This is a genomic window from Streptomyces spiroverticillatus (assembly GCA_014650415.1).
GTDB lineage: Bacteria > Actinomycetota > Actinomycetes > Streptomycetales > Streptomycetaceae > Streptomyces > Streptomyces spiroverticillatus.
The window spans coordinates 595,045-618,588 of the sequence record BMUX01000003.1 but is presented as its reverse complement, the minus strand read 5'-3'; the positions used below and the strand labels follow the sequence as shown (position 1 = coordinate 618,588).

The 23,544-nt window shown below is 72.0% G+C and carries 17 protein-coding genes and 2 tRNA genes; 3 read left to right on the top strand and 16 right to left on the bottom strand.

Going from position 1 to position 23,544, the window contains the following annotated elements; genetic code table 11:
• Positions 1-26: 26 nt before the first annotated feature.
• Complete coding sequence (locus IE269_RS10905) at positions 27-842, bottom strand: GAF and ANTAR domain-containing protein (protein WP_229897530.1); 816 nt, start codon at positions 840-842, stop codon at positions 27-29.
• A 55-nt stretch (positions 843-897) separates the two neighbouring features.
• Positions 898-1,596: an ANTAR domain-containing protein gene (locus IE269_RS10900; RefSeq protein WP_229897529.1), complete on the bottom strand. Its 699-nt coding sequence runs from the start codon at positions 1,594-1,596 to the stop codon at positions 898-900.
• A 278-nt stretch (positions 1,597-1,874) separates the two neighbouring features.
• Here IE269_RS10900 and IE269_RS10895 point away from each other — a divergent pair, with 278 nt between their 5' ends.
• Positions 1,875-2,276, top strand: coding sequence for an STAS domain-containing protein (locus IE269_RS10895; protein WP_189822629.1), 402 nt, complete (start codon positions 1,875-1,877; stop codon positions 2,274-2,276).
• A 10-nt stretch (positions 2,277-2,286) separates the two neighbouring features.
• Here the strand turns inward: IE269_RS10895 and IE269_RS10890 are convergent, their stop codons facing one another.
• The 6 genes from IE269_RS10890 to IE269_RS10865 all read right to left on the bottom strand — a co-directional run bounded on the left by IE269_RS10890 (position 2,287) and on the right by IE269_RS10865 (position 10,979).
• Positions 2,287-3,126 carry a TetR/AcrR family transcriptional regulator gene (locus IE269_RS10890; protein WP_189822628.1) on the bottom strand — a complete coding sequence of 280 codons (840 nt, stop codon included), beginning with the start codon at positions 3,124-3,126 and terminating at the stop codon, positions 2,287-2,289.
• Between the two features lie 141 nt (positions 3,127-3,267).
• On the bottom strand, positions 3,268-4,809 hold the full coding sequence (locus IE269_RS10885) for an MFS transporter (RefSeq protein WP_189822627.1): 1,542 nt from the start codon (positions 4,807-4,809) through the stop codon (positions 3,268-3,270).
• 73 nt (positions 4,810-4,882) lie between these two features.
• A complete protein-coding gene (locus IE269_RS10880; protein ID WP_189822626.1) occupies positions 4,883-6,928 on the bottom strand; it encodes an ArnT family glycosyltransferase in 2,046 nt (681 codons plus the stop codon).
• Positions 6,929-6,935: 7 nt separating this feature from the next.
• On the bottom strand, positions 6,936-8,195 hold the full coding sequence (locus IE269_RS10875) for a glycosyltransferase (RefSeq protein WP_189822625.1): 1,260 nt from the start codon (positions 8,193-8,195) through the stop codon (positions 6,936-6,938).
• A 268-nt stretch (positions 8,196-8,463) separates the two neighbouring features.
• The gene (locus IE269_RS10870) at positions 8,464-10,173 is read right to left on the bottom strand and encodes a HAMP domain-containing sensor histidine kinase (protein WP_189822624.1); all 1,710 of its coding nucleotides are present in this window, start codon (positions 10,171-10,173) and stop codon (positions 8,464-8,466) included.
• Between the two features lie 8 nt (positions 10,174-10,181).
• Complete coding sequence (locus IE269_RS10865; protein WP_189822623.1) at positions 10,182-10,979, bottom strand: response regulator transcription factor; 798 nt, start codon at positions 10,977-10,979, stop codon at positions 10,182-10,184.
• Between the two features lie 178 nt (positions 10,980-11,157).
• On the opposite strand from IE269_RS10865, the gene IE269_RS10860 reads away from it, so the two are divergent.
• Positions 11,158-12,051, top strand: coding sequence for an LLM class F420-dependent oxidoreductase (locus tag IE269_RS10860; protein ID WP_189822622.1), 894 nt, complete (start codon positions 11,158-11,160; stop codon positions 12,049-12,051).
• A 7-nt stretch (positions 12,052-12,058) separates the two neighbouring features.
• On the opposite strand, the gene IE269_RS10855 is transcribed toward IE269_RS10860, so the two are convergent.
• The 5 genes from IE269_RS10855 to IE269_RS10835 form a co-directional block, all read right to left on the bottom strand.
• On the bottom strand, positions 12,059-12,955 hold the full coding sequence (locus tag IE269_RS10855; protein WP_438817533.1) for an amidohydrolase family protein: 897 nt from the start codon (positions 12,953-12,955) through the stop codon (positions 12,059-12,061).
• Positions 12,956-13,146: 191 nt separating this feature from the next.
• Positions 13,147-14,073 carry a BRO-N domain-containing protein gene (locus IE269_RS10850; RefSeq protein ID WP_189822621.1) on the bottom strand — a complete coding sequence of 309 codons (927 nt, stop codon included), beginning with the start codon at positions 14,071-14,073 and terminating at the stop codon, positions 13,147-13,149.
• Between the two features lie 109 nt (positions 14,074-14,182).
• Complete coding sequence (locus tag IE269_RS10845; protein WP_189822620.1) at positions 14,183-15,115, bottom strand: DUF2797 domain-containing protein; 933 nt, start codon at positions 15,113-15,115, stop codon at positions 14,183-14,185.
• A 99-nt stretch (positions 15,116-15,214) separates the two neighbouring features.
• Positions 15,215-15,287 (bottom strand) — tRNA-Arg (locus IE269_RS10840).
• 255 nt (positions 15,288-15,542) lie between these two features.
• Positions 15,543-15,636: transfer RNA gene (locus tag IE269_RS10835), tRNA-Ser, on the bottom strand.
• 382 nt (positions 15,637-16,018) lie between these two features.
• Here IE269_RS10835 and IE269_RS10830 point away from each other — a divergent pair.
• Positions 16,019-19,879 carry a PAS domain-containing protein gene (locus tag IE269_RS10830; protein ID WP_189822619.1) on the top strand — a complete coding sequence of 1,287 codons (3,861 nt, stop codon included), beginning with the start codon at positions 16,019-16,021 and terminating at the stop codon, positions 19,877-19,879.
• Between the two features lie 126 nt (positions 19,880-20,005).
• On the opposite strand, the gene IE269_RS10825 is transcribed toward IE269_RS10830, so the two are convergent.
• The 3 genes from IE269_RS10825 to IE269_RS10815 form a co-directional block, all read right to left on the bottom strand.
• Positions 20,006-21,652 carry a long-chain fatty acid--CoA ligase gene (locus IE269_RS10825; RefSeq protein ID WP_189822618.1) on the bottom strand — a complete coding sequence of 549 codons (1,647 nt, stop codon included), beginning with the start codon at positions 21,650-21,652 and terminating at the stop codon, positions 20,006-20,008.
• Positions 21,653-21,818: 166 nt separating this feature from the next.
• Positions 21,819-22,409: a SigE family RNA polymerase sigma factor gene (locus IE269_RS10820; protein WP_189822617.1), complete on the bottom strand. Its 591-nt coding sequence runs from the start codon at positions 22,407-22,409 to the stop codon at positions 21,819-21,821.
• Between the two features lie 182 nt (positions 22,410-22,591).
• A complete protein-coding gene (locus IE269_RS10815; RefSeq protein WP_189822616.1) occupies positions 22,592-23,491 on the bottom strand; it encodes a DUF1906 domain-containing protein in 900 nt (299 codons plus the stop codon).
• Positions 23,492-23,544 lie beyond the last annotated feature (53 nt).

Genomic DNA, 23,544 nt, shown 5'->3' with positions numbered 1-23,544 from the left:
GGAAGCCGGGCCCCCCCCTGCCGGTGTCAGTCCCGGCGGGTGAAGTGGCCCGGCTCCGGCGGACGGCCGCCGGTCTGGAGGACGAGTTCGTAGCAGAGTTCGCGGAGTTTGATGTTGCGGCCCTGGGAGGCGCGGCGGAGCACGCCGAGGGCGGTCTCGGCGGGGCAGCGCCGGCGGGCCATGACGATGCCGATGGCCTGGTCGATGACGAAGCGGGACTCCATCGCCGCCCGCAGGTCCCGCGCCGCCTCCGTCTCCTTCTCGATGCGCTCGGCGACGGCCACCGCCCCCGCCGCCTGCTCCGCGAAGCGCCGTACGACCTCCTGCGAGCCCTCGAAGGCCCCGGGCGCCCGCGCGTACAGGTTCAGCGCCCCCACCGTGTGGGGCCGCGCCTCCGCGTCCGGCACGGTCGACGGCGGGCGGCCCTGCACCGACAGCGGCGCGGCGAACACCGACCGGACGCCCTGGCCCGCGGCCAGCCCCGGGTAGGGCCCCCAGCGGTCCTCGTCGAGCGTGTCGGCGGCGTACTGCTCGACCCCCTCGCGCAGGCTGCACACGCAGGGTCCCGACTCCACCTCGTACTGCATCGCGTCGAGGGTGAGCGCCGTGGCGTCGCTGCTGGCGGTGGTCAGCAGGCGGCCGTTCCTGCGCATCGTGACACTGCACGAATCGGCGCTCCCGACGGCCCGTACGGCCTGCTCGGTCAGCTCCTGGAGGAAGGAGTCGAGGCCCCTCCAGTCGGTGAGTGCGTCGTGCATCGACGTGAGGTCGAAGCCGTTGATCCGCCGACCGGGTCCTCCCGCGTCCGCGGCTGCGTCAGTCGTCTCGGTCGAGTCCGTCATACTTCCGCGCTTGCCCCCTTTCGGGCCGGAAACGCTGTGCCGTCACTCACTGTCGTCACTCCGTGGCAGATGCATCGACAATGCGTGACGCGATGTCCCGGAGTTTGACGTTGTTCTTCTGCGAGGCGCTGACGAGCCGGTCGAAGGCCTGCGCGGCGTCGATGTCGAGCCGCCCCATGAGCAGCCCGGTGGCCTGGCCGATGACGTCGCGGGTGTGCATGGCCTCGGTGAGCTGCTCGGTGACGTCGACGGTCTCCAGGGCGATCCCCACGTACGCGGCCAGCAGCCGCCCGACCCGTACGACCGCGGCGTCGGCGAACACGCCGGGACGCTTGGCGTACAGGCTCAGCACGCTGAACCGGCTCTGGTGGCCGCGCAGCCGCAGGAAGAGCGCACAGCCGTCGTCCCCGTCGTCGGCGACGGACAGCGGCGACTCCCACAACTCCTCGCCCGGCGGCAGAAGTTCCGAGGCGGACACGTCGTCGGTGGTGGCGAGGGTACGGACCCGGCCGGAGCGCTCGACGACGAAGAGCCCGGCACGGTCGGTGCCCGGGACCAGGTCGCGGGCGAGCCGTACGGCAGTGCGGGCGGTCTGCTCGCGGCCCTCGGCCTCGTGCAGTTCGACCGCGGCGGCGGCGAGGGCCTCGGCGAGACCGGAGTCGGCGGGGCCGTCGGCAGGGGCAGCCGAGGGGGCATGAGGCAGGCCGAAATCAACCTGGCCATGCGGAATTTCGGGAATGTCGGACGCAGTCACCACGAACCTCTTCGGCGTGCACGGCGTTGGATACAGCCGTGCGCGGGAGAGCTCCGCAGCACATTCCCGACTGCGAGCAAAGGACGAACAGACTCTATCCGCTTCTGTCCTGCGGCGAAGCAAGCAGGCGGCGATCAGCCAGGCGCGGACGCCAGTGCAAAGCCTCGGCGGGGTTTGCCCCGGCACTCTCGACCGGCCGCCGCCCGCATGGTCCAATGAAAGTCCCGGTCAGGAAGCGGCCCCCGACCACGGCGCATCAAGGCGCCGGCATCGGACAGGTGACCACTGTGCCCTTCCGTCTCACTCTCAGCGATCTTCCCGGTCTGCCGCACCGCCCCCGGTGCACGCTCCTCGTGATGCCGCGCGAGATCGACATCGCCAACGCCGACGCGCTGTACGGGGCCGTGTGCGAGGCCGTGGACCTGCGGCGCGACCTCACGGACGTCCTGGTCTTGGACTTCACCGGCACGTCCTTCACCGACAGCCGAGGTGCCCGCCTGATCTCCGCCACGCGGGAGTACGCGGAGCGAGCGGGCATCACGGTGCGGCTCGCGGTCGAGGAGGGCGGGGTGGTGCGCCGGGTGGTGACGCTGACGGGCGTACGGCGGGACGTACCGGTGTTCGCGTCGGTGGCGGACGCGGTGGCGGGGGAGGAGGAGCGGTGGGGCTGGGAGGCCTGACCGGCCCCTCTCACGGCCGGCCCGTGCCCCCGCTCGTCGCCTCGATCCCCGCGATCAGCACGTCCAGCGAGTACGTGAAGTCCCTCCCGTACATCTCCGTGACCGTGTCCCCGCCGCGCGCCGCCATGATCTCGCTGGAGGCGCGGAACAGCTCCGACTCCTCGATCTCCCCGGCGATCAGCCCCATCGACTCCCGGAAGAGCTCGTCCACGGTGAGCCCGGCGTCGGCGGCCCGCCGGTAGAACTGGGCCTCGCTGTTGGCGAATCCGTACACGAACTGGAAGACGGCGGAGATCGCCCCGCCCTGCCGCTCCACCGGGACGCCGCCCTTGCGCATGACCTCGATCGAGGCCCGCGAGAAGGCCATCATGTGCGGGCCGATGTTGAGGAACTGGCTCAGCAGCCCCGTCGCCCAGGGGTGCCCGACGAGCATCTCCCGGTAGCTCTGGGCGAGTTGGCGCAGCTGGTCGCGCCAGTCGGTGTCGTCGTCGGGGTCGGGCGGGGACAGCTCGCCGGCCACCTGGTCGAGGGCGAGTTCCAGGAGGTCGTCCTTGTTGGCGACGTACCAGTAGACGGACATCGCGGTGACGCCCAGCTCGGCGGCCAGACGGCGCATGGAGAACTTCGCGAGGCCCTCCGCGTCGAGCAGGGCGACGGTCGCGGCGGTGATCTTCTCCCGGTCGAGCCCGGCGGCGGGGTCGGCCTTGCTTCCGGCGGCGGGGTCGGCCTTGCCTCCGGTGGCTGGGTCCGTCTTGCGCCCGGCACTCCCCCCGCTGCTGCGCGGCGCTTTCGCGTCCAGCCACACACTGCGCATTCCGGGCTTCTTGACGCGGTCGTCCGCGGGCACCATGGGGCACACTCCTTGGCTCTGCTCAGCCGGACCGTGGCGTTCCGGTTCCGTCCGGCCCGATGCTATTCAGTATCGGGCTGGACGGGTACGGGGCGGCCTGTGCCGCAGGGTTACGGGGCTCACGCCCCCGGTGCACGGGGCTCACGCCCCCGACGTACGGGTGGCGGCCTCGGCCCGCCTGAGCAGCACCGCCGCCAGGATTCCGCCCGCGAGCACGGCGGCCGCGCCGACGAGCTGGCTGGTCTCCAGACCGGAGGCGAAGGCGTCCCGGACGCGCTCCCGCTCCCCCTCGGTGCGGGCCGCCGCCAGGGCCGCCGGGAGGGACACCGCGCCCACCGCACCCGCGAGGAGGGCGGTGAAGCGGGAGTTGAGGACCGCACCGAGCACCGCGACCCCGAGGCCGTTGCCGAACTCGGCGAGGGTGCCGTTGACTCCTGCACCGACGCCCGCCTTCTCCGGCGGGATCGAGCTCATCAGGGCATTGGCCATCGCGGGCCCGGCCAGCGCGGCGCCGACGCCCATCACGACGAGCCCGACGACCATGCCGCCGTAGGAGTCGCCGCCGAGGACGGCGATGGCCGCGAGCCCGGCCGCGACGCAGCCCATGCCGAGCAGGATGGTGCCCGGGGTGCCCAGCCTGGGCAGCAGCCGGGCGCCGACGCCCGCCAGGTTCAGTACGACGACGGTCGCGGCCAGCGGCACGGTCCGCAGCCCCGCCTCCAGCGGCTCGTACCCGAGCACGAACTGGAGGTGCTGGGTGAGCAGATACAGCGACCCCGCCATGCCGAACGCGACCAGGATCGACCCCGCGACCGCGCCCACGAACCGCTGGTCGCGGAAGAAGTGCATGTCGAGCATCGGATGCGGGATCCGCAGCTCCCACCAGACGAACACGGCCATCGCCACGACCCCGACCGCCGCCGCGCCCAGCACCTGGCCGGAGGACCAGCCGTGCTCGGGCCCGGTGATGATCGTGTACACGATCGCGGTCATGCCGATCGTGGACAGCAGCGCGCCGAGCAGGTCGGGCCGGTCACCGGCCGGATTCTTGGATTCCGGTACGAGTGCGAGGACCGCGACCAGCGCGAGGACCGCGACGGGGATGTTGACCAGGAAGATCGCACCCCACCAGAAGTGCTCCAGCATGACGCCGCCGAGCAGCGGGCCCGAGGCGAAACCGAGCATGGCCACGGTGGACCACAGTCCGATCGCCTTGACCCGCTCCTTCTCGTCGAAGATCTGCACGACGACGGCGAGGGTGGTGGTCATCAGCAGCGCCCCGCCGATGCCCATTCCGGCCCGCGCGGCGATCAACTGGCCTGCGCTCTGGGCGAGTCCGGCCGCCAGCGACCCGAGCCCGAACAGCGCGAGCCCGGCGGCCAGCAGCTTCTTGCGGCCGTAGCGGTCGGCGGAGCTGCCCGCGGTGAGCAGGAGCCCCGACTGGACGAGCGCGTAGGCGTTGATCATCCACTGGATGTCGGTGCTGGAGGCGTGGAGTTCGGTGGTGAGGGAGGGGATGGCGACGTTCAGGACGGTGTTGTCGAGCAGCACGGTGAGCTGGGCGAGACAGATGACGCCGAGGATCAGCCAGCGCTGGGGGTGGCCGCCTCCGGATGTTCCTGATGCCCCTGGTGCTCCTGGTGTGGGGGCGGGTGGTGTGTTGTCTGTGGTCGTCGTTGCCACGGCGGGACTCCTCTACGGTGTACAGGCAGGCGTTGTACACCGTAGAGGAATCTCTTGTGCGCCGTAAAATCAATTAGCCGGCGAGAGGCTTCGTCAGGTCGTAGAAACTGCTTCCGCCTGCGGAGACCTTGGTGAAGTTGGCCTGCACCCAGGAGGAGATGGCGGAGCCGTTGCCCTCGCCGCCCGGCCCCCTCATGCCGCGCCCTTCGCCTCCTTGGTCCCCCTCGCCCCCGATGAAGTAGTGGATCCGTCCTTCGCGCACGTACTTCTGGAACGCGGCCAGGGTCGGGGACGGGTCGCTGCCGTTGAAGCCGCCGATGGCCATCACGGGCTTCCCGGTGGCGAGTTGGTAGCTCGCGGCGTTCTGGGAGCCGACGGAGGCGGCGGCCCAGGTGTAGTCGTCGGCGTCGGCGGCGAGGAGGGCCTTGGCCGCGTCGCTGACGCGCCGGCCGTCGAGGAGGCCGTTCATGGGGCCGCCGCCGGATTCTCCGGCACGGGAAGGGGGGCCGCCGCGGGGGGAGTTGGGGGTAGCGCTTCCTTGCGGGGGCTGGGCTCCTTGGGGCGGGGGCTGGGCCCCTTGTGGCCCTCCGACGCGGGCCGCGCCGCCCGGGCCGACGAGCCACAGGCCCTCGCCCTCGCCGCCCCGGAAGTGCAGGCCGCCGGGGCCCCGGGTGGAGGGGCCGGCGGTGACGATGGAGCCGGTGTGGGCGGTGCCCACGGTCTGCGCCGCGTACGCCGCCGGACCGGCGAGCCCGGTGGCGAGGCCCAGCGCGGCCGCGCCCACGGCGACGTACCGCAGAAGGACGGGACGTACACCCCGCCCCGACAGCAGCCCGACCGCCGGCACGCCCACGGCGGCTACGGCACCCGCACCGAGCACTGCCCAGCGCAGCCAGGGCAGTTGGTCGGGGGTGCGACCCAGGAGGACGTACGCCCAGTAACCGGTGACGCCGATGCTCGCGGCGAGGGTCAGGGCGGCGGCCGGGTGGTGGCGCTCCTCCCAGAGGACGGTGGCGCCCATGCCGACGAGGGCGGCGACGTACGGGGCGAGGGCGACGGTGTAGTACTCGTGGAAGATCCCCGCCATGAAGCTGAAGACGGCGGCGGTGGCGAGCAGTGCGCCGCCCCAGACGAGGAACGCGGCGCGGGCGGTGTCGGTGCGGGCGGCCCGCCAGGTGACGGCCAGACCGGCGACCAGCAGGATCAGGGCGGCGGGCAGCAGCCACGAAATCTGGCCCCCGACGGCCTCGTTGAACATCCGCAGGACACCGGACTCGCCCCACATGCCGCCGCCACCGCCGCCGCGTGGCGCGCCCCCCACGCTCCCGGTCTCCTCGCCGTTGATCCGGCCGAGGCCGTTGTAGCCGAAGGTCAGCTCCAGGAAGGAGTTGGTCTGGGAGCCGCCGATGTACGGACGGGAGGCGGCGGGCCACAGCTCGACGAGGGCCACCCACCAACCGGCGGAGACGATCAACGCACCGGCTGAGAGCGCGAGTTGACCGATGCGCCTGCGCACGGTCGTCGGCGCGCAGACTCCGTAGACCAGGGCCAGCGGCGGCAGGATCAGGAAGGCCTGGAGGGTCTTGGTCAGGAACGCGAGGCCGACCGCGACACCGGCCCACACCAGCCACTTCGTACGGGCGTCCTCCAGGGCGCGCAGTACGCAGTAGACGGTGACGGTCATGAGGAGGGTGAGGAGGGCGTCCGGGTTGTTGAAGCGGAACATGAGCGCGGCGACGGGCGTGAGGGCGAGGACCGCACCGGCGAGCAGTCCGGCTCCGTACGAGAAGCGGCGGCGGACGGCCGCGTACAGGACGGCGACCGTGCCGACGCCCATCAGCGCCTCGGGCACGAGGATCTGCCAGGAGCCGAGCCCGAAGAGGCGGACGGAGAGGGCCATGGGCCACAGGGCGGCCGGGGGCTTGTCGACGGTGATGGAGTTCGCGGCGTCCGACGACCCGAAGAAGAAGGCCTTCCAGCTCTCGCTGCCGGCCTGGACGGCGGCGGAGTAGAAGGAGTTGGCGTAGCCGGAGGAGGAGAGGTTCCAGAGGTAGAGGGCGGCGGTGGCGAGGAGGAGGAAGAGGAGTCCGGGACGGATTTTCAACTGGGGTTTTTTCATGGGTGCTTCAGCTCTTCTCTCGCCCTGCCGCTGTCGCCTCGGGGAAGACCCAGGCGCGGAGCAGCAGGAAGCGGAGGACGGTGGCGGCGAGGTTGGCGGCGACGAGGACGGCCAGCTCGCTGTGCACGGACGGGGTGCCGGCGGCGGCGAGGGCGGCGAGAGAACCGCTGGTCAGGGCCAGTCCGATGGCGAAGACGACGAGCCCCTGGGCCTGCTGGCGGACGGCGCGGCGGCGGCCCCGGACGCGGAAGGTGAGGCGGCGGTTGGCGGCGGTGTTGGCCAGGGCAGACACCAACAGGGCTGCGGCGTTGGCCAGTTGGGGGTCAGCGACGGTGCGCGCGGCGGCGTACAGGCCGAGGTAGAGGAGCGTACTGAGCACGCCGACGCAGCAGAATCCGATGAGCTGGCGCACCAGTCCTTGTGATGCTGCGGGGAATTGAGAATCACGCGGATCGTCGCCGAAGGGGCGGGCGAGGCGGTCCAGGGGCAGGGCTCCGGTCGCGAGGGCGCGGCCGACCCGCCAGACGCCCTTGAGGTCGTCGATCGCCGTACGGACGATCCGCACGCTGGAGCGCGGGTCGTCGACCCAGTCGACGGGGACCTCGTGGATGCGCAGCCCGGCGCGTTCGGCGAGGACCAGGATCTCGGTGTCGAAGAACCACCCGGTGTCCTCGACCATCGGCAGCAGCCGGTGCGCCACATCGGCCCGGATCGCCTTGAACCCGCACTGGGCGTCGCTGAAGCGGGCGGCGAGCGAGGACCGCAGGATGAGGTTGTACGTACGGGACACGAACTCGCGCCGGGGGCCGCGCACCACGCGGGAGGCGGGGGCGAGGCGGGTGCCGATGGCGAGGTCGGAGTGGCCGGAGACGAGGGGGGCGACGAGGGGGAGGAGGGCGTTCAGGTCGGTGGAGAGGTCGACGTCGAGGTAGGCGAGGACGGGGGAGTCGGAGGCCTCCCAGACCCGGCGCAGGGCCCGCCCGCGCCCCTTCTCGGGAAGCCGGACCCAGGAGACCTCGGGGTGCTCGCGGGCGAGGCGGTGGGCGACGGCGGGGGTGCGGTCGGTGCTGGCGTTGTCGGCGACGGTGATGCGGAAGGAGTAGGGGAAGGTGCGGGTGAGGTGGGCGAGGAGGCGCCGGACGCAGGGTTCGAGGTCGTGCTCCTCGTTGTGGACGGGGACGACGAGGTCGAGGAGGGGGACGCCGTCGTCGCGGGGCCGCAGGGGGATGCGGAGGGGGAGGAGCGAACTCTCACTGGTTGGCCTCATGGGGAGAGGCTGCGGGGGGAGGCTGGGTGGGGGGTGTGGTGGGGCTGTGGGTGGGCTGTGGACTTGGCATTCAGCCGGTCCGGGGCTTGGAACTCAGCCCGTCCGGCGTTTGAGGACGCACGGCGAAGCCGTGCAGGGGGCAAGGGGCGTAGCCCCGGTCCTGAACAGCAACCCACCCCAACAGCCTCGCGAGTTTAGGTGAAGGGGCGGGGCTGGGGACCCGCCTGGACTCCGGCCACAACCCACCCGCACCGACACACCCGCCCCCCTACAAGGGCACCCGCACCGAAAACACCGTGCACCCCGGCACACTCTCCACCCCGACCCGCCCCCCATGCGCCTCCACCACCGCCCTCACAATCGCCAACCCGAGCCCGGTCGACCCGACCCCCGAGCCCTCGCCCCGCACGGGCGAACCGAGTCCCCCCACCGATCCCCCCGCCGCCCGCACGGGCACACCGAACCCGCCCGCCCGCACGGGCACCCGCACGGGCACCCGCGCCCTCCCCACATCCCCCCGAGCGAACCGCTCGAAAACCCGCCCCACCAATTCCGGAGGCACCCCGGGCCCGTCGTCCCGCACCTCGACAACGGCCCACCGACCCCCTCCCTCCCCCACTTCCTCACCCACCCGGGCGACGACCTTCGTCCCCTCCGGCGTATGCACCCCCGCGTTCCCCAGCAGATTCACCAGCACCTGCTGCAACCGCCCCGCATCCCCCCGCACCACCACCGGCTCGTCGGGCAACTCCAGCCGCCACACATGCCCCTGCCGCGCAGCCCGCGCATCGCTGACCGCGTCCACGACCAGCGGCAGGAGATCAACGCTCTCTACCGAGAGCACCGCTCTCACATCCACTTCGGCCCCCGCCCCGACCCCCGCATCCAGCCGCGCCAGCAGCAGCAAGTCCTCCACCAGCCCGGTCATCCGCGCCGCCTCCGACTCGATCCGCCCGAGCGCATGCCGTGTGTCGGGCCCGGCGGCCGCCGCCTCCCGCCCCCGGCGCGTCAGCTCCGCGTACCCCCGTATCGAAGCGAGCGGCGTCCGCAGCTCATGACTGGCATCGGCGACGAACCGCCGCACCCGCATCTCGCTCTCCTGCCGCACCGCCAGCGCCGCCCCCACGTGCCCGAGCATCCGGTTGAGCGCCGCCCCGACCTGCCCGACCTCGGTCCGGGCGTCCGCCTGAGCCTCCGGAACCCGCTCATGGAGTGCCACCTCACCCCGGTCCAAGGGAAGTTCGGACACCCGCGTGGCCGTCGCCGCGATCCGCCGCAACGGCCTGAGCGCGGCCCCGACCAACGCATTCCCCGCGATCACAGCCGCCACCAGCGCCGCGAGCGTCACACAGACCACGACCACCACGAGCGTACGAACGGTGTCCTGCACCTCCGCCAACGGAAACCCGAGCACGACCTCCCCGCCTTCCCCCTCCCCGCCCGGCAGCCCCCCGGGCCCGGGGAGAGGCCCCACCCCCTTGTCACCCCGGGCATCACTCCGGACGTCACCCCGGAACAGCACCAGCCCCGCCCCCTTGCCACTGCCCACCACGGCCCGGTACTCCCCGAGCCCCGGCACGCTCACCGTGTGCGGCTTCCCGTCCCTCGGCACCCCCTGCAACGCGGCGACCTGCCCGGCCCGCAGCCCCTTCAGATGCGACTCGGCCCGCTCCCCCGTCCCCGACACGCTCCGTGCCCCCACGTCGTCGCGCAGCCCGACGGTCCCCAGCGGCTGCCCGGGCGCGGCCACGAACAGCAGCCCACTTCCGTGCTCACGCCCCAACGCCGAAACCAACTGCTCGTCGACCTGCCCCTCCAGATACGAATGCAGTGCGACGGACGTCACGACCCCCACCACCGCCGCAACAACCGCCACCAACGCCACACACGACACCACGAGCCGCGCCCGCAACGACAGCGTCCGCCGCCGGAACGACTGCGCCCGCCGCCCCCGGAACCTGAACCTGAAGGAGCTCACGAGCCCCCTCACCCACCCGGCTTGATCAAGTACCCGGCCCCACGCCGCGTGTGGATCATCGGCGTACGCCCGGCATCGATCTTCTTCCTCAAGTACGAGATGTAGAGCTCGACCACATTCGCCTGCCCCCCGAAGTCGTAGTTCCAGACCCGGTCCAGAATCTGCGCCTTGCTGAGCACCCGCTTCGGGTTGCGCATCAGAAACCTCAGCAGCTCGAACTCCGTCGCGGTGAGCCGCACTTCGTCCTCCCCCCGCCACACCTCATGGCTGTCCTCGTCCAGCCGCAGATCCCCGACCACCAGCTCCGAGTCGGGCCGCGCCACCACCCGCCCGCGCCCGCTCCGCCGGATCAGCCCGCGCAGCCGCGCCACGACCTCCTCCAGGCTGAACGGCTTGGTGACGTAGTCGTCGCCCCCGGCCGTGAGCCCGGCGATCCGGTCCTCCACGGCGTCCCGCGCCGTCAGGAACAGCACCGGTACGTCCGGCAGATCCGCCCGGACCCGGCGCAGCACGGCCAGCCCGTCCGTGTCCGGCAGCATCACGTCCAGTACGACCGCGTCCGGCCGGAACACCCGCGCCGCCCGCACGGCCTCCGCGCCGTCACCGGCGCTCCGGGTCTCCCACCCCTCGTACCGCAGCGCCATGCACAGCAGCTCGGCGAGCGACGCCTCGTCGTCCACCACCAGTACGCGTACGGCACCACCGTCACGCCCACCGCCTCCCGCACCACCACGCTCGGCCACGCGGCCGCCCACCCGCTCAGCCGCCTGCTCGCCCGCCCGGGGCCCACTCACTGTCGTCCGCATGGGCCCACCCTCGGCACGATCGGTGAGAGCCCCCTTGCCCCTTCCTGTGAATCCCCTGAGAAACCCCACAAGGACACAGCCCCCCGCACAGCCCGTACAAACACAGCCCCCGTGCAGCCTGTACGAACGAACCCCGCCTCTCCGGAATAGCCCCGCCGACCTGCCCGTTAGCCCCCACATGACTTCCGACTCCCACCGCTCCCAGCACACCCGTACGTACGGCCGCCTCGGCATCTGGCACGGAGCCCTCCGCGCCCCCGAGCCCCAGGACCTGCTGGAACTCACCGACGCGGTCACGGAGTTGGAGGACCTCGGATACGGAACGATCTGGTCCGGCGGCAGTCCGTCCCCCGCCGACGTGGCCCCGCTCCTCGAAGCGACCGACCACATCAAGGTCGCCACCGGCATCCTCAGCATCTGGCACCACCCGGCCGAGGACGTGGCCGCCGCGGCAGCCGCGTACGAATCCCGCTACCCCGGCCGTTTCGTCCTCGGCCTGGGCGTGAGCCACGACGCGCTCGCCCCGCAGTACGCCCGCCCGTACTCGGCGATGACCGACTACCTGGACGTACTCGACAAGGCGGAGACCCCGCTCCCCGCCGAGCGCCGCGTCCTCGCCGCCCTGGGCCCGAAAATGCTGAAGCTGGCCTCCGCCCGGGCCGCCGGCGCCCACCCGTACCTGGTCACCCCGGCCCACACGGCCCAGGCCCGCGAAGCCCTCGGCCCGGACGCCTTCCTCGCCCCCGAGCTGACGGTGGTACTCGACCCCGACCTCGACGAGGCCCGCGCGGTGGCCCGCACCATGCTCACCCGCTACCTCCCCCTCCCCAACTACACCAACAACCTCCTCCGCCTCGGCTTCACGGAGTCCGACTTCGAGAACGACGGCAGCGACCGCCTCCTGGACGCCCTGTTCGCCCTCGGCGACGAGGACCGCATCCGCTCCAAGGCGGAGGAGTTCTACGCGGCCGGCGCCGACCACCTCGCCCTCCAGGTGCTGCCCCCGGCCGCCCTGCCCCGCACCGCTCTCCCGCGCACCGAATGGCGAGCCCTGGCCAAGGCCCTCCTCTAGCCCCTCTCTAACGCACCGGCTCCAGCCCGAACAGCCGCGCCCCGTTCCCCCAGCACACCGCCCGCAACCACTCCTCGCCCAGCTGGAGCCGCTCCAGCGCCTCCAGCTGGTGCAGGTACCCGTACGGAATATTGGGAAAGTCGCTCCCCAGCAACACCCGAGCCCCCAGATCCCGCAGCCGCCCCAACTCCCCCTTCGGGAAAGGCGCCATCCGCTCACTGAAGTCCGTGAACGCCATGGTCGTGTCGAGCCGGACCTCCCCGTACCTCTCCGCCAGCCCCAGAAACTCCCCGTACTCGGGCATCCCCATGTGCGCCACGATCACCCGCAGCCGCGGATGCCGCGCCAGCACCTCCCCGACCGGCCCCGGCCCGGTGAACTTCCCCGGCACGGGCCCGGACCCGCAGTGCATCACCACAGGCACACCGGCCTCGGCCAGCACCCCCCACACCCCCTCCAGCTCCGGGCTGTTCGGGTCGTACGCCCCCACCTGCAAGTGCGCCTTGAACACCCTCACCCCACCCTCCACAGCCCGCCGCACATACCCCTCGACCCCCGCCTCCGGAAAGAAGGTCCCCGTCCTCAGACACCCCTCCGTCCGCCCCGCGAACTCCTCCCCCCACCCGTTCAGCCACTCCGCCATCCCGGCCTTGTGCGGATAGATCATCGAGGTGAACCCCACCACCCCGAACTCCCGCAACACCCGCACCCTCTCCTCCTCCTCGAACCGATACGTGATCGGCCACTCCACCCCCGTCAACGGCCCCACGGCGTCGAAGTACGCCCACACCTTCTTCAACACCCGCTCCGGCATGAAGTGCGTATGCACATCCACCAACCCCGGAACCCCGATCCGCCGCGCGAACTCCCTTACCTGGGACGCCTCATCTGCACTGTTCATCATGCGCGGCACGCTACGTGCATCAACTTGCTTCAAGAAGCTGCAAGTTATCCACAGGGGTTGACCTGCGATGTCGCACCAACCGTCGGCCCAATCGACGGTTCAGGAAAGTTCACCTCGAAGGTTCGGTACGGTACGACAAGGCCCGAAGCCGCAACTTCGATTTGCGACTTCAGGCCCTTTGTCATCCCGCGCTACGGCAGCACGTACACCGGCGCCCCGTCCGCCCCCACCCCCCGCTGCTTCATGCACCCGCGCTTGAGCAGCAGCCGCAGACAGTCATGCACCCGCGCCTGCGGAAGCCCGGTCTTCATCGCGATGGTCTCGACGGTGTACCCCGCCGCACCCCGCACCAACGCCGGCGCGAGATAGGCCGCCACCGCATGCACGTCGTCCGTCACCACGAGATTCCGCTGCCGCCACGTATCCAACAGCTGCTGCGGCGTGACTTCGGGAGCCTCCTGCACCGGAACCCGAGGCTCCATACGCTCGACCAGCGTCTCCAGGGACCCCGCGATCCTGTCCAGCAGGTCGTTCGTCCGGTGAACCTGCTGCGCCCGCTCGGTTTGCGCGGCCGCGAGAAGCTCATCCGCCCGCACATTCCGCTCTTCGAGCCGAACGATCACATCGATCACCTCGGGCGGCATGACGTACGCCGTCCCACGACTCTCCACAGGCTGCACCGGAGCAGGCTCCAGAGCGTACGAACCATCTCGCTGAATGGTCGCGATGACCTCGGCCACCCAGTTCCGGAAGGGCTGGCACTCAGGCTTCGTGCACCCGTTGACGAGGTTGATGAGTCCCTGGAGATTCACCATCTTCATCGTTGTGCGCAGCCCCTGAGCTGCACCTTTACGCGCGGGGGCTAGTCCATAGCCCCCAGGTGCAATATCTCCGAGCAGCTTCTGATTACTGTCTTCGACGTGCCAGCGGATCGCCTGTCGGGGGTTCGAATACCCCAAGCCACTAGCCACATCCTTCGCCGGAAACCAATGCGTCCCATCCGGCAACGTCACCCGCCTCACCCGCGACCCCGTCGCCGCATACACGAAGTCCCCGACCTCGATCGCGTCCTGCCGCTGCTCCGCCGCCTCTTCCGGCGACCTGCTCTGCTCGTACATCGATCATCACCTCCACCCGCAAGCTGACACACCCGTCAAGCCAACTAGCCGGATATCAACCGAAGTTCACCCCAAAGCGCGACACGAACCCCTCCCCCCCCAACCCCCCTCAAAACAACCCCTCCTGCACCCCCACCTCCCCCTCCACACCCTTCACCGGCACCGTCACCCCACCCCCCACATCCGCCCTCTCCAACCCCCACCCCGCCAACAACCGACTGTCGACCACCACAACCCCCACTCCCGCCACCTCCACATGCACATCCGGCCCCGCCACCGCCACGCCCCTCCCCGCCACACACCCACCCCCCACCAGCTCCCTCACCACACCCACAGCCCCCGCCAACCCCTCCAGCCCGAACACCCCCGCGTGATCCACCACCTCGCACCCCACCACCCCCAACGCCTCCGGCCACCCCTCCAGCCCCACCGCCCGCGCATGCAGCTCCCGCACCTCCTCGGCCCGCTCCGCCGCCCCCGGCAGCGCCGCCCGCACCGCGCGCTTCTTCGCGTACGAGATCCGGTCCGGCACCCCGAGCCCCGCCCGCAACAGCTCCTCGCACCGGCGCGCCGCCATCAACGGCCCCCGCCCGAGCCAGCTGAACGCCACTGCCCCCTGCTCCAGCAGCCGCGCCGGCCCCCGGTCCTCCCGGGTGATCCCCACCTTCACAATCCCCGGCCCGAACCACGCCAGATACACGGCGTACGGCCGCGGATCGTCAGCCATCGTGTCCGCCGCCACCGACCGCGACCGGTCCAGCCGCGCACACTCCCCGCACTGCGCCTGCGTGGCCCGCCCCGCCACCACAGCACGCAGGGGACACGGATTCCCCCGCACCCCCACACACCGCCGCTCCCCGACCACCCGGAACCCGATTTCCCGCCCGTACGCCACGAGCCCCCCGGCCCCCACCCCGTACGACAACGGACTGACCGGCCCACCCCCGGCACCCCCGCCCTCCCACCGCAACCCCGGCACCCCGCCGGCCCAGCTCAGCCCGGCACTGCGCCACTCCCGCCGCCCCGCCCGCTCCCTCTCCATACCGCCAGTGTGTCCCCCACCACTGACAACGCCCCGAGCCCGAACACCCCCGGACACGAAGAAGCCCCCCGGACTCTGTCCGGGGGGCTTCCCTCACTGTGCACTCGGCAGGATTCGAACCTGCAACCTTCTGATCCGTAGTCAGATGCTCTATCCGTTAAGCTACGAGTGCTTGTCGCTGTGCTTCCGGGCCGTTTTCCGCCCCGTCGGCGTTGCAAGAAGAACATTACATGACCTGCGCCGTCATGCGAAATCCATTGCGCACACCCCGCCTGACCTGCACAAACACCCGGACGGGTGACGGGCGTGGCGCGCCGGAGGCAGCGGCTCCGAGTGACCACGTCCGGAAATCGGACCCCCGCGCGCCGGAGCCGCCCCCGAGAACGACCGAAGCCCCGGTCCTGGTGGACCGGGGCTTCGATGGTGCTGGCGGAGGCGGAGGGATTTGAACCCTCGATGGGCTTTAAGACCCAAACCGCATTAGCAGTGCGGCGCCATAGACCGGACTAGGCGACGCCTCCAGCACGACCCACACACGCCAGCGCTTGCGCGTTCGCGAGTAGGTGCGTTGCAGATGATGGCACAGCATTGCGCGGTGTCACCAATCGCACCCCACGGTACTAGGCGACAGGGCGGCAGGGCAAAGCACTTGTGGCGGCCCGGCGAGGCGATTCGCGACGAAGATCCACTTCGTACCCCGGCCGGGCCCGCAACGCGTTCCACCAAGATCCACTTCCACCGCGGCGGCAGCTCCACAGCAGCTCCCCGTCATCCGCCGTCACGCCCGTATCCCCAGCCTTTAGACTCCTTCCAGTGACAACGTGCGGCCCGAGGGGAAAAATTGGGGCTGCCGGAGGGTCACCGACTGGGCAAAATGCAGTAATTCAGGGAGGAACCGTCGTCGTGAGCAGCAGGCCATCCCGAGGCGCTGCTCGCCTCGCAGCGATACTCGACGCGCTCCCGGACGGGCTCCTGCTCGTCAATTGCAACGGGACCGTCGTCAACGCCAACGCCATCGCCCTGGAGACCTTCGAGACCCCGGGCACCGCACTGGTGGGGCGCGGACTCCTCGACCTGTTGCCGGAGTTCGACTCCAAGCTGATCCCCGGATCCATGCGCCGCCCCAGCGGGGCCGACGCGCAGGGCCGCACCAGGCCGACCCGGATGACCGCCCGGCGCACCGACGGCAGCCAGTTCCCCGTCGAGGTCACCAGCGCCAACCTGGAGGACGGACGGGACGCCTACTCCGCCGACCGGCCGGCCGGCGCCACCTCCCTCACCGGTGACGAACTGCTCATGCTGGTCGTACGGGACCTTTCGGGCACCGTCGACACCGAGGCCGAACTGGCCCGCTCCCAGCGGCAGACCGAGATGATCCTGCGCGCCGCCTCCGAGGGCGTCGTCGGCACCGACACCGAGGGCCGCATCGTCCTCGCGAACCCGGCCGCCGCGCAGATCCTCGGCTTCCGCGCCAGCGACCTGGGCGGCAAGGAGCTGCACGCGCTCGCCGTGCACTCGCGGGCCGACGGGACACCGTTCCCGTACGAGGAGTCCCCGCTCGCCGACACCCTGAAGTCCGGGCGCAAGCACCGGGTGCGCGGCCAGGTGCTGTGGGCGAAGAACGGCAAGCAGGTTCCGGTGGACCTGACGACCGCTCCCGTGCGCGACGGCGAGCAGCTGGTCGGCGCGGTGATGACCTTCGCCGACCGCCGTGCGTACGAGGAGCAGGCGACCCGGCACGCCGAGGAGCTGGAGCGCCTCACCTCCGAGCACGCCCAGGAGCTGGAACGGCTGACCTCCGAGCACGCCGAGGAGCTGTCCGCGACGCGCGAGCGGTACGACGCCGAGGTCGCCCTCGGTCAGGAGCGGCACGAGGAACTGGCCCACCGGCACGCCCAGTTGAGCGCGGTGCTCGGCGGCTCCCTGCGCGGCCCCCTGGAGGAGCTGCGCGGCGAGCTGGGCACCCTGGCCTCCGACCCGGCGGGACAGCTGTGGCCCGAGGCCAACCAGATCCTGCACCACCTGGCCGCCGGGTACGCCCGCATGACCACGCTGGTCGACAACGTGCTGGGCTTCCAGCGCCTGGCCTCCGGCGTCGAGCCGCTGGTCAAGGCGAACGTGCTGGTGGACGGCGTCGTCGCGGCGGCCGTGGAGGGTGCGGTCGAGCTGATCGGTCCGGGCCGCGCCCAGTTCGCGGTGCACGCGCCCGCGATCGAGGCCGAGGTGGACGGCGTACGGCTGGCCACCGCCCTGGCCCACCTGGTGGCGGACGTCGCCGGGGTGGACTCGACCGGCAAGGTGGCCCCGGCAGCGGCGGCGGCCGGCGGTTACGTGGACTCGACGATCGTGGTGGCGGCCGCCCAGCGCGGCGAGGTCGTGCGCTTCGAGGTGCGCGGCCCGTACGCGGGCGGCGACCCGGTGCACGAGCCGATCGTGCGGGGCATCGTCCAGGCGCACGGCGGTGTGCTCCAGACGCACGAGGTGCCGGGCATGACCGGCAGCGCGTACGTCCTGGAGGTGCCGATCGGCGAGGGCTCCGGCGCCGTCCGGACCCCGGACCCCGAGGCACCGGCGGCGGAGGCCCCGGCCCCCGTCCCCGCCCAGCAGAGCGGCGGTCGGCGCGCCCGGCGGTCCTCCACCGACGCCTTCCTCGACGGCGAGGAGAGCGCTCCGGAGACCCCGCAGGCCCCGGAGTCCGCCGCGGCCCCCAGCGGGCGGCGCAGGGCCCGGCGCGGCCCCGCCGACGAGCAGCACGAGATGATCCCGGCCCAGCAGGGCACCGGCGAGGGCGCAGGCGGCACGGGCCGCAGGCGCGGCCGCCCGAGCCCCTCCGAGGAGCCCTCAGCGGCAGCCCCTGCCGGCAGCGCCTCCGGTACGGACGCCCCGGCACCCGTTGCCGGTCAGGCGCTGGCGCTTCCCGGCCCGTCCCGCCCCGCCGACCCGTCCGGCGCACCCGCCGGGCCCGCCGAGGGCTCGGTCGTGACGGCGGGCGAGGGCGCCGCCGGACGTGCCGCGCTCGGCGAGACCGTGCCGCCGCAGGGTGTCCCTCCGCAGGGCCTGCCCCCGCAGGCCGTGTCCCCGCAGGGCCTGCACCCGCAGGCCGTGTCCCCGCAGGGCCTGCCCCCGCAGGCTGTGCCTCCGCACGCCGAAGCGGCTCGCCGCGCCTCCCCCGAGGACGGCGGGATGCCGGCGCTGCCGCCCGCCCCCGTCTCCCACGGTCAGCGGCCGCCGGGTGCGGACGCCTCGGCCATGCCCTCCGCCGCCCGCGCGGAGAACCCCACGGCGGAGGACACCTCCGGGCACGAGCAGGTGCTCGCCTCCGCCGGCGCCGCCCCGCACCAGGGGGCCCAGGCCGGGGGCGGCCGCCGCGCCCGGCGTGCGCTGGCGACGGCACCGGCCGAGCCGGAGGAGGCGCGGAGCCCGTTCGCGCTGCCGCCCGCCGAGGCGGACCGGGTTCCCGGCCGATCCGGTGACGTACCGCAGGAGCGGCCCGCGCCCGGTGGCTGGCCGACGCCGTCCGCCGACGTGGCCAACCCGCAGAGCCCCCAGCACCCGCAGGCCCAGCCCCTCCCGCAGGCGCAGCCCCGGCTGCCCGGCGCACCGCAGCCGATGCCCGCCGAGTCGACGCACTCCACCCAGGGGCGTGCCTTCAGCGTGCGCACCCTCGGGCAGGGCGCGCCGTTCTCGCAGCAGATCGCCCAGCAGCAGAACCAGACGCTGGGCTCGGGCCGCCGCCGCAAGCTGGCGGCGCCCACCGAGGCGGAGCGCCCGGCAGCGGCCGCGCTCGCCGGAGCCGCCGAGGCGGAGCCCGAGGCCCGCCCGCACCCGCAGAGCACCCAGCACACCCCGACCGGCGGCACGCCCACCGGCCCGGCCGCCCCGCAGCAGCACCAGCAGCTCATCCCGGAGGCCTCCGAGGGCCGTGCGTACGCCATAGAGGCCCCGGACGAGGGCAGCGAGGGTCCGGAGCCGCTGGACGGCCCGGGCGGCGCGGTGGAGGTCTCCAACCGGCCCGTGCCGCAGCCCGTGGACGACGAGCTGCCCCCGGAGCCGCTGGACAACCCGCGCAGGCTGCTGGTGTGGCCCGCGCCGGACGTCTCCACGGAACAGGCGCTCAGCGACCGGGGCTACCGGCCGGTGATCGTGCACTCCCGCGAGGAGGTCGACGCGCAGATCGCGGCGTTCCCCGCCGCCCTGTTCGTGGACCCGCTGACCGGGCCGATCACCCGTACCGCGCTCCAGTCGCTGCGTCAGGCGGCCGTGGCGGCGGAGGTCCCGGTGCTGGTCACGGCCGGTCTCGGACAGGCGACGCGGGAGGCCGCGTACGGAGCCGACCCGGCCGTGCTCCTCAAGGCGCTCGCGCCGCGCGACAGCGAGCAGCATCCGCCGCGTGTCCTGCTGATCGAGGAGCACGAGGAGATCGCGCTCGCGCTGACGGCCACCCTGGAGCGCCGCGGCATGCAGATCGCCCGCGCCGCGACGGACACCGAGGCGGTCAACCTGGCCACCCAAATGCGGCCGAACCTGGTCGTGATGGATCTGATGCTGGTGCGCCGGCGCAGGGCGGGCATCGTCGACTGGCTGCGCGCCAACGGGCAGTTGAACCGCACGCCGCTGGTCGTCTACACCTCCGCCGGTCTCGACCAGGCGCAGCTTCCGCGGCTGTCCTCGGGCGAGACGGTCCTCTTCCTCGCGGAGCGCTCCACAAGTGCCGAGGTGCAGGGGCGGATTGTGGATCTGCTGGCGAAGATCGGCACCAACTGACGTACGGGCATGGATGTTTCACGTGAAACGCTCTCAAGCTCCCGAGCGGCGCTGTTTCACGTGAAACATCACGAAGGGCCGGGGCCGTGTTTCACGTGAAACACGACCCCGGCCCTCGTCCGTTGCTCAGAGCTCGGTGACCTCCAGCTCCCCGTCCGCGTAGCTCTTGCGGATCACCTTCTTGTCGAACTTGCCGACGCTCGTCTTCGGTACCGCCGGAACCAGCGCCCAGCGCTCCGGGAGCTGCCACTTGGCGACGGTCTGCGCGAGGAAGTCACGCAGGTCGGTGTACGAGACCGTGGAACCCTCGGTGAGGACGACGGTGGCCAGCGGGCGCTCGCCCCACCGCTCGTCCGGTACGGCCACGACCGCCGCCTCGGCGACCTCGGGGTGGGCCATCAGGGCGTTCTCCAGGTCGACGCTGGAGATCCACTCGCCGCCGGACTTGATGACGTCCTTGGCCCGGTCGGTGAGGGTGAGGAAGCCGTCCGCGCTGATGACGCCGACGTCGCCGGTCTTCAGCCAGCCGTCCTCGCTGATCTTGTCCTCGGGGCGGAAGTTCTCGCCGCCCGCGCCGCCGTAGTACGAGCCCGCGATCCAGGCGCCGCGCACCTCCAGCTCACCGGCGGACTCGCCGTCCCAGGCGAGGATCTCCCCGGCCGGGCCGACCAGCCGCGCCTCGACGCTCGCCGGGAGGCGGCCCTGGGTGATGCGGTACGGCCACTCCTCCTCGGGGGTGAGACCGGCCGGGGGGTGCGCCATGGTGCCCAGCGGGGAGGTCTCGGTCATGCCCCAGGCGTGGCAGAGCCGCACTCCCAGCCTGTCGTACGCCTCCATGAGGGCCGGCGGACAGGCCGAGCCGCCGATGGTGACCTGGGACATCGAGGAGAGGTCGCGGGGGTTGGCGGTGACCTCGGCGAGGAGGCCCTGCCAGATGGTGGGGACGGCGGCGGCGTGCGTGGGGCGCTCGCGCTCGATCATCTCGGCGAGCGGGGCGGGCTGGAGGAAGCGGTCGGGCATCAGCATGTTGATGCCGGTCATGAAAGTGGCGTGCGGCAGGCCCCAGGCGTTCACGTGGAACTGCGGGACCACGACCAGGGTGGTGTCCTGGTCGGTGAGCCCCATCGACTCGGCCATGTTGACCTGCATGGAGTGCAGGTAAATGGAGCGGTGGGAGTACGCGACGCCCTTGGGGTCGCCGGTGGTGCCGGAGGTGTAGCAGAGGGCGGCGGCGGAGCGCTCGTCGATCTCCGGCCAGTCGAAGGTGGTCGGGCGGTCCGCGATCAGCTCCTCGTACTCGTGGACCTGCGGCGCGCAGCCGTCGAGGAGGGAGCGGTCGCCGGGACCCGCGACGACCACGTGCTCGATGGTCGGCAGGTGCGGGAGGAGCGGGGCGAGGAGGGGGAGCAGGGTGCCGTTGGCGATGACCACGCGGTCGGCGGCGTGGTTGACGATCCAGATCAGCTGCTCGGCCGGAAGGCGCAGGTTGAGGGTGTGCAGGACGGCACCCATGGAGGGGATCGCGAAGTACGCCTCGACGTGCTCGCCGTTGTTCCACATCAGGGTTGCGACCCGCTGGTCGCCGACCACGCCGAGTTCGTCCTTCAGCGCGTTCGCGAGGCGGGTGGCGCGCTCGCCGATTTCCGCGAAGCTGCGGCGCTGCGGCTCCGCCTCACCCGTCCATGTCGTGACCTGCGACTTCCCGTGAATGGTCATCCCGTGCTTCAGGATGCGGGTCACGGTCAGCGATACGTCCTGCATGGTGCTGAGCACGGCGTCCTCCCGGTGGGCGCGCGAAAAGGCACAAAGAGCACGGGCAGCGAAATGTCGCCCGAGGGTGTGCGGCCGATTCTGCGCGCGTACCCGGCGGTATGTCACTACCTGGGGGTAACCAAAAAGCAGGCAAAATCCGGGAGCCCGTTGGAGAGATCTTGGCCGGTCAGCGCACCGGGGTCAGCTCGGGGTCCTCGCGGAGCTTGCCGAGCGCGCGGGAGACGGCGCTCTTGACGGTGCCGACGGAGACGCCGAGCACCTCGGCGGTCTGCACCTCGCTGAGGTCCTCGTAATACCTGAGGACGACCATGGCGCGCTGACGGTCGGGGAGCTTCATGATCGCCCGCCACATGGCGTCGTGCAGGACCTGCCGCTCGGCGGGGTCCGGGGCGGGCGCGACCGTGGAGGTGGACGGCTCGGGCAGCTCCTCGCAGGCGAACTCGTCGACCTTGCGCTTGCGCCACTGGGAGGTGCGGGTGTTGACCAGCGCGCGGCGCACGTAGCCGTCCAGGGCGCGGTGGTCCTCGATGCGCTCCCAGGCGACGTACGTCTTGGTCAGCGCGGTCTGCAGCAGGTCCTCGGCGTCGCTGGGGTTGGCCGTCAGCGAGCGCGCGGTGCGCAGCAGGACGGGGCCCCGGGCCCGGACGTAGGAGGAGAACGACGGGTACCCCGTGAAGGCGGTGCGGCCGGGGTTCGCGGTGTGCCCGGCGTGCCCGGTGGCGGCCTTGGATGCGCTGGTGCAGACAGGCGTGGTCATGTGTTCCACGCTAGAAGTGGCGGGGGCCCCGGGGATCGGCCCCAGGTCCCGAAGGCATGTCCGCCTCAGGTTGTAGGGGTGGGGCAGGCCCCACCTCCTGTAGGTGGAGGGGGGCCGGGGACACGTCAGGGTCGGAACGGGCCCGGGGTCGGGGTCGGGGCGGGGGACGGTGGGTGCGGGGGTCACTCCCAGGTGCGGGCGACCAGGGCGTCGATGCGGTTGCGGTCGATGTTCAGCCGGTGCCCGCCGTGGCTCTCCTTGACGTTGCCGGCGTACTGGTGGATGCGGCGGTGCGGCATCCAGGCCCTCGGGTGCAGCGACGGCTCCCCGGACACCGAGGGCTTCTTGCCCCAGCGGGCGAACCACACCACGGTGGGCAGGTCCCCGATCTTCGCCCGGCGGGCCCGCTCCAGGTGGGCGATGCCGGAGTCGGCGCTGCTGTAGTAGCCGGGGATGTAGCGGTGGCGGCGCAGCTCGCGGTTCCAGGCGCGCACGAAGTCCAGGGTGCGGGCGGCGCAGGCGCGGTTGCCGACGTCGTACGACTCGATGTCGAGGTAGAGGGTGCTGCCGGGGATCATGCCGTGCCAGCGGGCCCGCACGACCGCGTCGCGGGCCTCGGCGGCACCCTGCCGCCAGGGGTCGCGCCCGATGGCGTACCGGCGCTTGTGCGTGACGGTGACGCACGGGGACTGCGAGCCGACGTACACCGGCAGCAGGAACCAGCCCATCCGGTCCACCGACTTGACCCACTGCTTGTTGAGGTTGGTCTGGCGCGGGCAGCCTCGGCCCCGGCCGCCGAAGTAGATGCCGACGGCTCGGTACGGGGACGAGGCGCGCCAGGCCTTCATGGTGGCGAGGGAGGGCGCCTCGCAGGTGTCGAAGGCCCAGCCGTTGAAGTGCACCGGCCGCCCGGAGTACGGTCTCGCCGCCGCCTCGCCCTCCCGGGAATCGGCCGCCGCCCCGGGTGCGGGCAGCGTCAGGGCGGTGAGCAGGGCGACGAGCACGACCGCGAGCGCCGCCCCTCTGCCGGAGGACCATTTTCGTACGTACGGTACGTACGCTGAGCCAGCGAATCGGTACATAAGGTGAGCTAACGGTCATTCAGTACCGGAGTCCACGACTCACGCCGGGGCGG

Excerpts from the sequence above, each read along its gene's own strand:
- IE269_RS10905 (WP_229897530.1), bottom strand. The coding sequence starts at position 842 with ATGACGGACTCGACCGAGACGACTGACGCAGCCGCGGACGCGGGAGGA.
- IE269_RS10890 (WP_189822628.1), bottom strand. The coding sequence starts at position 3,126 with ATGGTGCCCGCGGACGACCGCGTCAAGAAGCCCGGAATGCGCAGTGTG.
- IE269_RS10880 (WP_189822626.1), bottom strand. The coding sequence starts at position 6,928 with ATGAAAAAACCCCAGTTGAAAATCCGTCCCGGACTCCTCTTCCTCCTC.
- IE269_RS10875 (WP_189822625.1), bottom strand. The coding sequence starts at position 8,195 with ATGAGGCCAACCAGTGAGAGTTCGCTCCTCCCCCTCCGCATCCCCCTG.
- IE269_RS10865 (WP_189822623.1), bottom strand. The coding sequence starts at position 10,979 with ATGCGGACGACAGTGAGTGGGCCCCGGGCGGGCGAGCAGGCGGCTGAG.
- IE269_RS10860 (WP_189822622.1), top strand. The coding sequence starts at position 11,158 with ATGACTTCCGACTCCCACCGCTCCCAGCACACCCGTACGTACGGCCGC.
- IE269_RS10855 (WP_438817533.1), bottom strand. The coding sequence starts at position 12,955 with ATGATGAACAGTGCAGATGAGGCGTCCCAGGTAAGGGAGTTCGCGCGG.
- IE269_RS10850 (WP_189822621.1), bottom strand. The coding sequence starts at position 14,073 with ATGTACGAGCAGAGCAGGTCGCCGGAAGAGGCGGCGGAGCAGCGGCAG.
- IE269_RS10845 (WP_189822620.1), bottom strand. The coding sequence starts at position 15,115 with ATGGAGAGGGAGCGGGCGGGGCGGCGGGAGTGGCGCAGTGCCGGGCTG.
- IE269_RS10820 (WP_189822617.1), bottom strand. The coding sequence starts at position 22,409 with ATGACCACGCCTGTCTGCACCAGCGCATCCAAGGCCGCCACCGGGCAC.
- IE269_RS10815 (WP_189822616.1), bottom strand. The coding sequence starts at position 23,491 with ATGTACCGATTCGCTGGCTCAGCGTACGTACCGTACGTACGAAAATGG.